The 13,383-nt window shown below is 72.2% G+C and carries 11 protein-coding genes and 2 pseudogenes; 9 read left to right on the forward strand and 4 right to left on the reverse strand.

The features are described from left to right. Window positions 1-27 precede the first annotated feature (27 nt). A pseudogene (locus tag ACFTZC_RS27755) lies at window positions 28-816 on the reverse strand (erythromycin esterase family protein); the annotation flags it as partial. 94 nt (window positions 817-910) lie between these two features. Between ACFTZC_RS27755 and ACFTZC_RS27760 the strand changes: the two are divergent. Beyond that, window positions 911-991: pseudogene (locus tag ACFTZC_RS27760) on the forward strand (DNA-binding response regulator); the annotation flags it as partial. Window positions 992-1,022: 31 nt separating this feature from the next. Here ACFTZC_RS27760 and ACFTZC_RS27765 read toward each other — a convergent pair. Together ACFTZC_RS27765 and ACFTZC_RS27770 are read right to left on the reverse strand one after the other, a co-directional pair. Next, entirely contained in the window at window positions 1,023-1,277 is a 255-nt protein-coding gene (locus tag ACFTZC_RS27765) for a hypothetical protein (RefSeq protein WP_382894259.1), read from the reverse strand. Window positions 1,278-1,308: 31 nt separating this feature from the next. After that, entirely contained in the window at window positions 1,309-3,285 is a 1,977-nt protein-coding gene (locus tag ACFTZC_RS27770; RefSeq protein WP_382894261.1) for a serine/threonine-protein kinase, read from the reverse strand. 303 nt (window positions 3,286-3,588) lie between these two features. Between ACFTZC_RS27770 and ACFTZC_RS27775 the strand changes: the two genes are divergently transcribed. From ACFTZC_RS27775 to ACFTZC_RS27795, 5 genes are all read left to right on the forward strand, one after another. Beyond that, window positions 3,589-4,980, forward strand: coding sequence for an aspartate aminotransferase family protein (locus ACFTZC_RS27775; RefSeq protein WP_382894262.1), 1,392 nt, complete (start codon window positions 3,589-3,591; stop codon window positions 4,978-4,980). A 199-nt stretch (window positions 4,981-5,179) separates the two neighbouring features. Then, entirely contained in the window at window positions 5,180-5,881 is a 702-nt protein-coding gene (locus ACFTZC_RS27780) for a GntR family transcriptional regulator (RefSeq protein WP_382894264.1), read from the forward strand. Next, a complete protein-coding gene (locus tag ACFTZC_RS27785) occupies window positions 5,878-8,676 on the forward strand; it encodes a glycosyltransferase (RefSeq protein ID WP_382894266.1) in 2,799 nt (932 codons plus the stop codon). Before ACFTZC_RS27780 ends, ACFTZC_RS27785 begins: the two co-directional genes overlap by 4 nt. 250 nt (window positions 8,677-8,926) lie before the next feature. Further along, entirely contained in the window at window positions 8,927-9,577 is a 651-nt protein-coding gene (locus tag ACFTZC_RS27790; RefSeq protein ID WP_382894268.1) for a hypothetical protein, read from the forward strand. A gap of 188 nt (window positions 9,578-9,765) precedes the next feature. After that, the gene (locus ACFTZC_RS27795; protein WP_382894270.1) at window positions 9,766-10,176 is read left to right on the forward strand and encodes a DUF488 domain-containing protein; all 411 of its coding nucleotides are present in this window, start codon (window positions 9,766-9,768) and stop codon (window positions 10,174-10,176) included. An 18-nt stretch (window positions 10,177-10,194) separates the two neighbouring features. On the opposite strand, the gene ACFTZC_RS27800 is transcribed toward ACFTZC_RS27795, so the two are convergent. After that, the gene (locus tag ACFTZC_RS27800; RefSeq protein WP_382894272.1) at window positions 10,195-10,986 is read right to left on the reverse strand and encodes an SLATT domain-containing protein; all 792 of its coding nucleotides are present in this window, start codon (window positions 10,984-10,986) and stop codon (window positions 10,195-10,197) included. Between the two features lie 347 nt (window positions 10,987-11,333). Between ACFTZC_RS27800 and ACFTZC_RS27805 the strand changes: the two genes are divergently transcribed. The 3 genes from ACFTZC_RS27805 to ACFTZC_RS27815 all read left to right on the forward strand — a co-directional run bounded on the left by ACFTZC_RS27805 (window position 11,334) and on the right by ACFTZC_RS27815 (window position 13,003). After that, window positions 11,334-11,669 (forward strand): YbaB/EbfC family nucleoid-associated protein, encoded by a 336-nt coding sequence (locus tag ACFTZC_RS27805; protein WP_382894365.1) that lies wholly within the window; start codon window positions 11,334-11,336, stop codon window positions 11,667-11,669. Window positions 11,670-11,733: 64 nt separating this feature from the next. Next, entirely contained in the window at window positions 11,734-12,333 is a 600-nt protein-coding gene (recR, locus tag ACFTZC_RS27810) for a recombination mediator RecR (protein WP_382894274.1), read from the forward strand. Then, window positions 12,326-13,003 carry a DUF5063 domain-containing protein gene (locus ACFTZC_RS27815; protein WP_365806436.1) on the forward strand — a complete coding sequence of 226 codons (678 nt, stop codon included), beginning with the start codon at window positions 12,326-12,328 and terminating at the stop codon, window positions 13,001-13,003. The genes recR and ACFTZC_RS27815 overlap by 8 nt, the downstream gene beginning before the upstream one ends. The last annotated feature ends 380 nt before the right edge of the window (window positions 13,004-13,383 follow it).

Genomic DNA, 13,383 nt, shown 5'->3' on the forward strand with positions numbered 1-13,383 from the left:
CGTCATCCACAGGTGGTTCCGCTTGTCACCGGGGCCGGGGCGCTGTGCGCGCACGAGGTCGTAGACCTTCCCGGTCCGCTCCGCCCGCTCCTGGCGCTCGGCGAGCGGCAGCTTGGCGTACTCCTCTGCGAAGGTGCCGGCGTCGGTCGTCGGGGCCAGGCCGCGGTACAACTCGGTCACCTGGTCCAGCAGTTGCGGGTACTCGTCGGACACGTAGTCGATGACCCGTGCGTACAGTTCCGGGCCGGCACAGCCCATGTCGTTGCCCATGAAACGGACCGGGTCGCCGGGGTGGCCGAGGTTGTACGCCCGCATCCACCTGATGAGGTCGATGTAGTCCTGGTTGTTCCAGATCCGGTAGGAACCCTGGAACTCCTCACGGGCGATGTCCTTGAGGTCGCCCTTGCCCCGCACCACGAACTCGTCGATCCGCACACCGCTGCTCCAGGGGAGTTCCAGGCTGAAGGTCCGGAAGCCCTTCTCCTCGACCAGATAGCGGAAGACCCGGTGCTTCATGCGGAAGAAGTCCCGCGAACCGTGGGTGGCCTCGCCCAGTCCCACCACCTCGGAGCCCTTGAGCATGCGGCCCAGCGCGTCGAGGTCCCGCAGACTGCCCGTGGGGTTCGTGGTCCGCAAGGGGTGGGAGCTGCGGTCGATGCCGGCCACCACACTCTCACCGCGCTGCCAGGAGGCAACTGCCTTCGAGGCCGGGGCCGGCGAACCGTGCGCCGTGGCGCCCAGGGCAGGTGTGGCGACCGTCAGCGCGCTGAGGGAGAGGAGGACCGAGGGGATGATTACTGCCTTGCGTCGCGTCATGCCTACAGATGTCCGTGCGCACAGGGTCTGTCACCAACCCCTGTGCTGCCCATCTCCACGTACCGCAGGCACTACCCCGGGACTCGGGCCACCCGATCTGTCCCCGACGGACCAGGTGGACCGCCGGGTCGCGGCCGTCCTGCGGTATCTGGAGGATCTGCGGCGGCCGGTTTGAGGCGGTGTCGGTACGGCCAGGAGCCGCCTCGTCAGGCGTCTTCGGGATCCAGCTCGAACGTGAAGTAGATGCTCAGCGTGTAGGGCTCGGCCTCGTCGTGCGTGAAATCCCAGGACACGTCCACCAGGAAGACCTTCTGCTCTCCCACCCACTCGTAGGCCTTCCTGAAGGCTTCCGCGGCGGTGGTGGCCGGGAACAGCTTCCTGGCCATGGGATGCACCCCGGTCTCGGCTTCCGAATCGTCGAAGCCCTCCGGAACGTTCAGACAGAGGTTGGGGTCGATCATGGACACGCCCTCTCATATCGGTTCTGCCGGTTCAGCCGGTTCTCGTGTACGTCAGGGACTCGCCGCTCGCCGTCACGCGGCTGAGCTTGCCGTCGGGGAGGACCGTCAGCTCGGTGGCGGACCCGGGGGTGCAGGCGGACATCGGTTCGCCGGTGGTCACCCGGGACGGGCCGATCCGCAGCGGGGAGGTGTCCTCCGGGGGCTCGGCGGCCAGGGGGGCTTCGAAGACGCAGTGGTACGTGCCGCCCCCGTTCGCCGGGCCGTTCGCCGTCAGGGTCAGGACGGTGTCGCCCTGGTCGCCCTGGCGGATGACCAGGGTGCGGGTGCTGTACCCCGAGCTGCCGCCCAGGCCGCCGATCCAGGTGCCGAGGTACTGCGCCGGGATCGCGCCCGGGGCCCCGGGGGCCTCCGACGGGGTGGGGGTTCCGGCGCCGGAACTCGCTTCGGGGGCCGGGGCGTCGGCGGACTCGGCGTCCGTCGCCCGGTTGTCCCCGTCGGCGGCGGCGTTCCTCGTGCCCTCGCCGCCCAGGACGGCGTACACCGAACCGCCCGCGCCGATCGCGACGACCACCGCGACGGCGATCAGGGCCACCGTGCCGCGGGTGCTGCGCCCGGCCGGCTGCGGCGCCGAGGCCGTCGCCGGCCCCGGATCGTACGGGGGAGTGGGGCCGAAGGGCGGGGGCGGGCCGCCGCGTCCGGTCGGCGGACCGCCGTAGCCGGCCGGTGGGCTCTGGGCCGGGTAACCGTACGGGGCGTACGGCTGAGGCGCGGGCAGGGGGGCCGCGCCGAACCCCTGCATCGGTGAGAGGGGCGGTGCGGGTGACGTCGGTGTCACGGGAGGCGTAGGGGTGGGTGAGGGCCCGGCGCCCGCCTTCGGCCCCGCGCCCGCCTCGGCGCCGGCTCGGGCCTTCACCCTGGTGTCCGCCTCGGCACCGGCTCCCGCCCCGGCGCTAGCCTGCGCACCGGCTCCCGGACCCGCGCCAGGGTCCGCGCCCGCGCCCGCACCGGCTTCCGCGCCCGCCCGCGCAGCGGCTCCCGCTCCCGCGCCCCAACCCGCGCCGTTCGCGGTCGGCGGGCGTACCGTTCCCGTCGGGTCCTCGTGGTCCAGCAGGCTCACCGCGTGCTGCCCCAGTTGCGCCAGCAGCCCGCCCGGCAGCCACGGTTCGCCGCCGGGGCCCGCCCCCGGGTCCGCCGTCCCGCCCACCCGGGCCAGCACCTCCCGCGTGGTCGGCCGCTCCGCCGGGTTCTTGCGCAGGCAGTCGCGTACCAGCTCCAACAGACCCTCGGGCAGCCCCGACAGGTCCGGTTCCTCCTGCGCGATGCGGAACATCAGGGCGTGCATCCCGGTGTCCGCGCCGCCGAACGGCAGCCGCCCCGTCATCGCGTACGCCAGGACCGAGCCGAGGCAGAAGACGTCGCACGCCGCCGTCACCCGGTCCCCGCGGACCTGCTCGGGCGCCATGAAGCCGGGCGAACCCACCAGCGAGCCGGTACGGGTCAGCCCCTCGTCCGCGGCCGTCTCCAGCGCGCGGGCTATCCCGAAGTCGATGACGCGCGGACCCTCGATCGTCACCAGCACATTGGATGGCTTGAGATCCCGGTGGATCAGCCCCGCCGCGTGGATGTCCTGGAGCGCGTGCGCGAGGCCGGACGCGAGGATACGGACGGAACGCTCCGGCAGCGGCCCGTGCCGCCCCGACACCACCGTCTGGAGCGAGGGCCCCGCGACATAGCCGGTGGCCAGCCACGGCACGTCCGCCTCCGTGTCGGCGTCGAGCACCGGCGCCGTCCACGTCCCGCCGACGCGACGCGCCGCCGCCACCTCCTGCCGGAACCGGCCGCGGAACTGCTCCTGTTCGGCCAGCTCACGCCGGATCAGCTTGACCGCGACCGTACGGCCCCGGTCGGAGCGGGCCAGATAGACCTGGCCCATGCCGCCCGCGCCGAGGCGGGCCAGCAGCCGGTAGGCGCCGATCTGCGCGGGATCTCCCGCTACCAGTCTTTCCATGGCCGCGCGGCCCCTCCCCGTAACCCGTACCCGTGCCCCTGCCCGGCTGACACCCTTCGACACCATTGTGGACGGGACGCCCGGATCATCTCGCACCGAGGCGATGGAGGGGATGTGAGGGGACGGAGGGGAACGGAGAGGGCAACCAGGAGGGGAACGGAAGGGTCGGTGGGGCTCGATGAAGACCCCGTGGCGGAACGAATCCGCCAGATCGATGAACCCGACACAGTGCCGATCGGCGTGGCCCAGTCCATACATCCTGGCCATACCGGTCCTTCCCCGTACCTCCCTACGCTGGTCCCCATGACCGCACACGCCGCCCCGCACAGCACACCGCGCCACCTCCCGCACGCGGACCCCGGCGCCGGCGCCGCCGTGAAGGCCGCCGACCGCGCCCACGTGTTCCACTCCTGGTCCGCGCAGGAGCTGATCGACCCGCTCGCCGTCGCCGGTGCCGAGGGTTCCTACTTCTGGGACTACGACGGCAACCGCTACCTCGACTTCACCAGCGGCCTCGTCTTCACCAACATCGGCTACCAGCACCCCACCGTCGTCGCCGCCGTCCAGGAGCAGGCCGGCCGCCTCGCCACCTTCGCGCCCGCCTTCGCCGTGGACGTACGCTCCGAGGCCGCGCGCCTCATCGCCGAGCGCACGCCCGGCGACCTCGACAAGATCTTCTTCACGAACGGCGGCGCCGAGGCCGTCGAGAACGCCGTCCGGATGGCCCGCCTGCACACCGGCCGCCCCAAGGTGCTCTCCGCGTACCGCTCGTACCACGGCGGCACCTCCACCGCGATCAACCTGACCGGCGACCCGCGCCGCTGGGCCTCCGACACCGGCACCTCCGGCGTCGTCCACTTCCACGGCCCGTTCCTCTACCGCTCCGCCTTCTACTCCTCCGACGAGGCCGAGGAGTGCGCCCGCGCGCTGGCCCACCTGGAGGCGACCATCGCCTTCGAGGGGCCGGCGACCATCGCCGCGATCATCCTGGAGACCGTCCCGGGCACGGCCGGCATCATGACCCCGCCGCCCGGCTACCTCGCGGGCGTACGCGAACTCTGCGACCGGCACGGCATCGTGTTCGTGCTGGACGAGGTGATGGCCGGATTCGGCCGTACGGGCAAGTGGTTCGCCGCCGAGCACTACGACGTCGTCCCCGATCTGCTGACCTTCGCCAAGGGCGTCAACTCGGGGTACGTGCCGCTGGGCGGTGTCGCCATCTCCGCCGCGATCGCGGAGACCTTCGCCACCCGCCCCTACCCCGGCGGACTCACCTACTCGGGCCACCCGCTGGCCTGCGCCGCCGCGGTCGCGACGCTCCAGGTCATGGCGGAGGAGAAGGTCGTCGAGCACGCGGCGCACATCGGCGCGACGGTCCTCGGCCCCGGCCTGCGCGAGCTGGCGGACCGCCACCCCTCGGTGGGCGAGGTGCGGGGCACGGGGGTCTTCTGGGCGCTCGACCTCGTACGGAACCGGGAGACGCGCGAGCCGCTGGTGCCGTACAACGCGTCGGGCGAGGCGAACGCGCCGATGGCCGCCTTCGCCGCCGCCTGCAAGAAGGGCGGCCTGTGGCCCTTCGTGAACATGAACCGCACGCACGCGGTGCCGGCCTGCAACGTCTCCGAGGCGGAGGCGAAGGAGGGGCTCGCGATCCTGGACGCGGCCCTGACGGTCGCGGACGAGTACACGGTGTAGCTGTGGCTGTAGCGCCATAGCACGGAGTACGGGCCGGTCAGAGGCCGAATTCGGCCTCTGACCGGCCTCCGGCCCACCTCTGACGGCCCTCCGGTCAGGCCGGGCGGGCGGTCCGGAGCCCGCCCCGGTCCGTGGTCGGCCCGATCTTCCCCACCCCCTGGCTTAAGGTGTCCGAAGCCGGACGAGGGGACGGAAAACCATGCCCGCCAGCGGAGCTGTGACCCGCAGCACCTTGCGGCAGCAGATCGCGGACGCGCTGCGTGACGAGGTGCTCGCGGGGCGTTTACTGCCGGGACAGGAATTCACCGTCAAGCAGATCGCCGAGCAGTACGGGGTCTCCGCGACCCCCGTGCGGGAGGCGCTGGTCGACCTCTCCGCGCAGGACCTGCTCGACTCCGACCAGCACCGGGGCTTCCGGGTCCATCAGTTCTCCGTGGCGGACTTCCGCGGCATGGTCGAGGCGCGCGCGCTCGTCGTCGACGCCGTCTTCCGCGAACTGGGCGGCGGGCAGCTGGCCGCGCGGGCGCAGGGCACGGTCCTCGTCTCCGTACGCCGTCGGGCCGAGGAGGCCGCGCGCGCGGCCAGGGCCCGGGAGCTGAACATCCTCATCGGCTACGACCTGCGGTTCTGGCGCGAGCTGTGCGCCCTGGTCGCCAACCGTTACGTCGCGGAGTTCCTGCACCGGCTGCGCGTGCAGGCCTGGGTGTTCTCCGTACCGTTCCTGCGGGCGGAGTGCGAGAACGGGGCGGGCGGCCCGGGCACCACCTGGCTCTGGAACGGCTACGAGCCGCTGGTCGACGCCCTGACCCTCGGTGACGCGACGGCCGCGCGGACCGTCATCGGTGACTACGACGACCACTCGCTGAGGTGGGCGGACCGGCTGGAGCGCCCGCAGATATGACGGAGAAGAACATCCCGGACGCCGACACGGACTCGGGCACCCCCAAGGGCGCCGCCACGCCTTCCGACACCGGCGCCGACGCGCCCGCGGACGCCGACGGGCCTGCGGGTGTCGACGCCGGTACGGACGCCGACGCGCCCGCGGACTCCGACGCCGGTACGGACGCTGACGCGCCTGCGGACACGGACGCCGACGCCGACACCGGCACGGACGCCGACGCCGACACCGGTACGAGCGCCCCGAGCCTCGGCGGTCTCGTCGACCTCACCGTCGTCGTCCCCGCGTACAACGAGGAGCGCCGGCTGCGCCCCACCCTCGACGCCATCCGCGACCACCTGCGCGCGGACCCCGACCGCTGGGGCGAGTGGGAGCTGATCGTCGTCGACGACGGCTCGACGGACCGTACGGCCGAGGTCGCCGTCGAGGCCGCCGCCGACGAGCCGCGCATCCACGTCGTCAGGAGCGACGGCAACCACGGCAAGGGCCACGCCCTGCGGCAGGGCGTGCTCGCCTCGTACGGCCGTCGCGTCCTCGTGACCGACGCGGACCTCGCCACCCCGATCGACGAACTCGACCGGCTCGACCAGCAGCTCACGGCGGACGGTGGCGGCGGCGCGGCGATCGGCTCGCGCGCCCATCCCGACGCCCGGATCGAGGTGCGGCAGCTCGCGGTGCGCGAGTGGCTGGGGAGGCTCGGCAACCGGCTGATACAGCTGGTCGCGGTCGACGGCATCAGTGACACCCAGTGCGGCTTCAAGCTCTTCGACGGCGAGCGGGCGCGGGACGCCTTCGCCGACTCGCGGCTGGACGGCTGGGGCATCGACGTCGAGATACTGCGCTTCTTCCGGCGCTCGGGATGGCCGGTGACGGAGGTGCCGGTGCGCTGGTCGCACCAGCCGGGCTCGAAGGTTCGGCCGCTGGACTACGGCCGGGTGCTGCTGGAGCTGGCGCGGCTGCGGGGCGCACGCGGCCCCGCGGACCGCGTACGCGACTGGGCCCGCCGGCACCGTACGGACCTGGCGGTCGCCGGACTCTACGTCCTCGCCTCCTTCTTCCTCTACAAGGGGCTGTGGGCGGACCTCGACCGCGCCTACCTCGCCGACGCGGGCTCCGACCAGAACCAGTGGGAGTGGTTCTTCGCGGTCACCGCCGACAACGTCACGCATCTGCGCAATCCGCTCTTCACGACGGTCCAGAACTTCCCCGACGGCGTGAACCTGATGGCCAACACCGTCATGCTCGGGCTCTCGGTCCCTCTCGCCCCCGTCACCCTCGCCCTCGGCCCCGTCGTCACCTGGGCGCTCGTGCTGACGCTCGGGCTGGCCGCCACCGCGGGCGCCTGGTACTGGCTGTTCGTACGCCGGCTGACCGCGCACCGCTGGGCGGCGGCGCTCGGCGCGGCGCTGGCGGCCTTCGCGCCGCCGATGATCTCGCACGCCAACGCGCATCCGAACTTCCTCGTCCTGTTCATGATCCCGGTGATCATCGACCGGGCGCTGAAGCTGTGCGAACCCGCACCTGCGCCGGACGCCGGGACAGGACGGCGCGGGACCGTACGGGACGGTGTCCTGCTGGGCCTCTTCGCGACGTACCAGATCTTCCTCGGCGAGGAGGCGCTGCTGCTCGCCGTGATGGGCGTGCTGCTCTTCGCGCTCTCGTACGCCGTGCTGCGCCGCGATGTCGCACGGGCGGCGCTGGGTCCTCTGCTCCGCGGGACCGGGGTGGCGCTGCTGGTCTGTCTGCCGCTGCTGGCGTTCCCGCTGTACTGGCAGTTCCTCGGCCCGCAGAGCTACCACAGCGTGCTGCACGGCGACAACGCCGGCAACAGCCCGCTGGCCTTCCTGGAGTTCTCCGGTCGGGCGCTCTTCGGTGACGAGGCGACGGCCGACGCCCTGGCGATGAACCGCACCGAGCAGAACGCCTTCTACGGCTGGCCGCTGATCTCCCTCACACTGGGGATCGTGGTGTGGCTGTGGCGGCTCGCGGTCGTCAGGGCGCTGGCGGTCACGGCGGTGGGGGCGGCGCTGCTGTCGCTGGGCCCGAGGATCCCCGTCCCCTACACCGACATCGTCGTGCCGGGCCCGTGGTGGCTGCTGAGGGACCAGCCGCTCTTCGAGTCGGTCATCGAGTCACGGGTGGCGATGGTCTGCGCGCCGGCGCTGGGCGCGCTGGTGGCGCTCGCGGTGACACACCTGGCGGACGCGCGGGACACCCGGGAGGCCCGGGCCATGGCGGCGGGCGCCCTGGACGCGGGCGCCGCCCGGCAGTTGCGCGTCCAGCGGGCCGTCGGCCTCGCGGTGGTGGCGGCCGCGCTGATCCCGATCGTGCCGACGCCGCTGCCGGTACGGGAGCGGCCCGACGTGCCGCGGTTCTTCACGGAGAAGATGTACCGCCCGTACGTCGCCGAGGGCGAGTCCGTGGTCCCCGTACCGCTGCCGGACCCGGGCAACGCGGAGGCGCTGCACTGGCTCTCCGCGACCGGGCTCGGCTTCTCGGTGCCGGGCGGCTACTTCAACGGGCCGTGGGGCGAGAACCGGATGGGCATCTACGGGGCGCCCGCCCGCTACACCTCCAACATGCTGCGTGAGGTGCGTTACAGCGGCCGGGCCGCGGTGATCGACGACAAGTGGCGCGCGCAGGCCCGCTTCGACCTGGACTTCTGGAAGGGGGGCGTGGTGGTGCTCGCCCCGCAGCCCAACGACGCGGCGCTCTACGAGACGCTTGAGCAGCTGTTCGAACGGCCGGGGAAGCGGATCGGCGGGGTCTGGATCTGGGACCTCCCGCCCAGAGGCTGACCTCTCGTCCAGCGGCCGACGGACCGCCCGAAGGCCCGTCGGCCGGAGCATGAGGGCCCCCGGTTCCTGGGTAGCGATCGATACCGGATGATGGGGACGCGATGATGCGGGGCCGACGGGCCCCGGGGCCGCGGGAGGGGCCTCCGGGCCGATGGGGGCCGCCGGGCCCCTACGCCCGACGTGTCCGCCGCATTACGCTGTCCCGACCATCGCGCGCACGCGTACGAACCCGTTGGAGAGCGAGCCTCCCTTGGCCTGTGACCTGTGGTTGGTCCCCCTCGTCGATGTGCTGTGCCACAGCCCCGACAATCCCTTCGCCGAAGAGATCGCCGCGTACGACAAGGCGCTCGGCGAAGCCGGGCTGCCGTCCGTTCCCGTCTTCGCCTACATGCCGGGCCTCGCGGGCGATGTCGCCCCGGTCGCCGGCTTCGACTACGACGCGCTGCACTTCCTGCGGCGCGCGTACCTGCTCCAGCTCTGCGGCCTCGCGGTGACGCCGGTCGGTGAACTGGGCGGCGACTACGAGCAGTTGCTGGAGATGTTCGAGTCGACCGCGAAGCAGTCGCATCTCGTCTGGCATTACGACCACGCGGGCGCGTATGTCCCCGTGGACTTCGACACGCCCCTCTCGAACGAGGAACTCCTCGCGGGCGGCGGCCCGTTGGGCTCGTCGCAGGGGCTGCTGCGCGAACTGGAGATCGTCGCCCCGGCGATCGGCATCGACCCGGCCAACCCTCCGTCGGCCCCGACCCCGCCGGACCGCCCCACGTCCCTGGAGGAACCGGCGGCCTCGATCCCCTACGACGACAGCCCGTTCGCCCGGGAGCGCCATGTGTGGCTGGGGCTGCACGCGGCGGCCACCAGGAGCCTGGCCCAAGGCTCCATGATCATCTTCAGCTGACCGGCACGTCAGCGGGATTCCAGCAGACCGGGATTCCAGCTGACCGGCACTTCGGCGGACAGGCGCTCCGGTCCACGGGTTCAGGGGCCGACGAAACCATTCGGCCCCTGAATTCTCCCCTCTGTCGAGTTCTCGACATCCGGCCGCCAGAAGTCGCCGGGGTCACCGACCCTGGGCATGCTCGGAGCATGGAGCACAAGCGGAAAGACGCGTCGCCCGGGGCCCCCGCAGCGCCCGAAGTGGCGGTCAGGGTCAAACGGGTGTACGAGGACTGGGCCCCCGAGGACGGCACCCGGGTGCTGGTGGACCGGCTCTGGCCGCGCGGCCTCAGCAAGGAGGACGCACGGCTCGACGAATGGGCCAAGTCGGCCACCCCGTCGGCCGAGCTGCGCGCCTGGTACCACGAGCGGCTGGAGGAGCGGTACGAGGAGTTCTGCGCCCGCTACGAGGCCGAACTGGCCGAGCCCGAGCCCGCGGCAGCCCTGCGGCGGCTCCGGGAGCTGGCCCGCTCCGACCGCCCGCTCACCCTCCTGACGGCGGCGAAACGCCTGGGCCGCACACACGCGGACCTGCTGGCCCGCCTGGTGGCGGCTCCGTAAGACCTGTCGGCCGCTTGCCTACCGCGTCTCGGGCGGCCGCTGCCTGGGCATGTTCGGCCGGGCGCCCGGCGGCAGCGGGAAGCGGCCCAGGTGCGGCACCGGGCCCTCGCCGCGGACCCCGCCCATCGGCATCGACTGCATCACCAGCGGCGCCGGCCCCGAGCGGAACTCGACCATCCAGTCGGCGGTCTCCGCCCGTACCAGCTCCGTCACGTCCTCCGTGAACCGCCGCAGCACCCCGAGGCACCGGTCCGCCGCCTCGCTCGCCGTGCCGTCCGTCGGGCCCAGCATCTCCCGTACGCACTCCGACGCCCAGTCGAACTGGAGCGTCTGCAGCCGGCGCTGCACCGCCTGCGCCGTGGCCACCGCCCGCATCCATCCCGACGTCAGCCCGAAGTACCGGTCGCACCCCACGCACGCCGCGCCCAGCAGCAGCGAGATGTACCCCCATCCCGCCGCCCCCGGCAGCACCCCCGTCAGATCCACCAGCGGCAGCGTCGCGCCCGCCGTCACCCCGAGCGCGGTGGCGGCGCGCAGGACGCGGGCGTAGCGGCGTTTGCGCACCCGGTCGGCGAGATACCAGTCGACCGTACGGAGCGCGCCCGTCTCGACCCAGCGGTACAGCTCGTCGAGGCGTTCGGCCGGCTCGCCCCAGTCGCCGAGGGGGAAGGGCCCGCTGATCAGGTCGCCGTAGGGCGGGCCGCCCCCGGTGTCGCCGTCGCCGATGCCGTCCCCGGGGGCCGCGTCCGCGCCGGAGGAGGCGCCCTCCTCCCGGGCGGGGCCTCCGCTCTGCATATCCGGCTGGCTCACCGAGGCACTCCTCTACGGTCTGCTGGGCACTGGACGACACCGGGTGACGCGCATCACCCGCGGTGACGCGCTCGCGTGCGTACGTACATACGTGCGCTTACGCGTGCATGTGTACGAGGTGAACGGGGCGATCCGCGCATGATGATGTGCTCGCAATTCCTACCGCCGAATGGTGGGCCGCGCGGCCGGAATCCCGGCGATTCCACCCATCTCAGGGGTGTGATCAGGTAGAGGAGCCGTAAGGGATTCACCCGAAAGAGTTGGTCCCGGTGGGGTGGGGCGCGCTGCGCGAGGACCACGTAGGCTCGGCTTACAGGTACATCGTCGTCGAAATGCCAGGAGTGCCCGTGATTCCCGGTGGTGGTCAGCCCAACATGCAGGAGCTGCTCCAGCAGGCCCAGAAGATGCAGCAGGACCTCGCGCGTGCGCAGGAGGAGCTGGCGGCGACCCTGGTCGACGGCCAGGCGGGCGGCGGGCTGGTGAAGGCGACCGTCAACGGCTCCGGGGAGCTGCGCGGCCTCGTCATCGACCCGAAGGCCGTGGACCCGGAGGACACCGAGACGCTGGCGGACCTCGTCGTCGCGGCCGTCCACGCGGCGAACGAGAACGCGCAGCAGCTCCAGCAGGAGAAGCTGGGCCCGCTGGCGCAGGGCCTCGGGGGTATGCCGGGTCTGCCCTTCTAAGACTCACCGGTACCAACTAGCGTACGTACTCACGTTTCCCGGCCGTGGCAGGAAAGGCAATCCGTTGTACGAAGGCGTGGTTCAGGACCTCATCGACGAACTGGGCAGGCTGCCCGGCGTCGGTCCCAAGAGCGCGCAGCGGATCGCCTTCCACGTCCTCCAGGCCGAGCCGGCCGACGTCCGCCGCCTCGCGCACGCGCTCCTGGAGGTCAAGGACAAGGTGCGCTTCTGCGCGGTGTGCGGCAACGTCGCCCAGGAGGAGCGCTGCGGGATCTGCCGCGACGTCCGGCGGGACGTGGCGGTGATCTGCGTGGTGGAGGAGCCGAAGGACGTCGTCGCGATCGAGCGCACCCGTGAGTTCCGCGGGAAGTACCACGTGCTCGGCGGCGCCATCAGCCCCATCGAGGGCGTCGGCCCCGACGACCTGCGGATCCGCGAACTGCTGGCCCGCCTCGCCGACGGTACGGTCACCGAGCTGATCCTCGCGACCGACCCCAATCTGGAAGGCGAGGCCACGGCGACGTACCTCGCCCGCATGATCAAGCCGATGGGCCTCAGGGTCACACGTCTGGCCAGTGGTCTCCCCGTCGGGGGCGACCTGGAATATGCCGACGAGGTCACGCTCGGGCGTGCCTTCGAGGGGAGACGACTTCTCGATGTCTGACGCAACGCTGCACGCCGTCGACCAGGATCCGGACGACTTCGCCGTCCAGATCGCCGACCAGATCGAGAGCTTCATCGTCGCCGTCACGGAAGTGGCGAAGGGCGACGAGCCGGACAGCGCCGTACCCTTCCTGCTGCTGGAGTTCTCGCAGCTCATGCTGGCCGGCGGCCGGCTGGGCGCGCACGAGGACATCCTCCCCGACGAGCGGTACGAACCGGACCTGGGCCCCGAGCCGGACGTGGACGAGCTGCGCGAGCGCTTCGCGGTGATCCTGGAGCCGATCGACGTCTACTCCGAGGTCTTCGACCCGTACGAGCCGCGCAAGGCGCCGGTGCCGCACCGTATCTCCGACGACATCGCCGACGTGGTCACGGACCTCCGCCACGGCCTGGCCCACTACCGCGCGGGCCGCACGACCGAGGCGCTGTGGTGGTGGCAGTTCTCGTACTTCTCCAACTGGGGCTCCACCGCCTCCGCCACCCTCCGCGCCCTCCAGTCCCTGGTCGCCCACGTCCGCCTGGACCAGCCGCTCCCGGCCCTGGACGGCCTCGACACGGACCAGGACCTCACCGAAGCGGCGGAGGACGTCCTCGCGGAGGAGGCGGGCCGCGTCATGGCGGAGGAGATCGCGGGCCCCCTGGGCCTCCGTACGGTACGCACGGTCAGGTGACGGGCACCGCCCCGCCGGACCTTTCCACAGCACACGCCCCCTCCACCCGGAGGGGGCGTTCTGCGTGTCCGGAACTGTCGCTCTTTCCGGAGCAGGGGCTGCGAGTCGAGTCCTACCGGCAGGGGAGGGCTCGTCCCGACGGGGCACTCGCGCCCGAGGAGTACTGTGCGGCCGCCCGCATCCCCGTCCACCCAAGGATTACGCGGAGTGGGAGCGGACCCGGTGCCGCGCGCATGCGCGTGACGTGGGCCACGTTGCCGCGTGTCACCGGCGAACGGGGGCATGCTTCCTCACCGAGCGGCCGTGCATGCCTCGGTGATCACGGAGTGAGCGGGACATCTCACGATGCGATATATCCGGGCCGTCCTGCGGCCGCTCGT

Origin of the sequence: Streptomyces sp. NPDC056987 (genome assembly GCF_042673865.1) — a bacterium.
GTDB lineage: Bacteria > Actinomycetota > Actinomycetes > Streptomycetales > Streptomycetaceae > Streptomyces.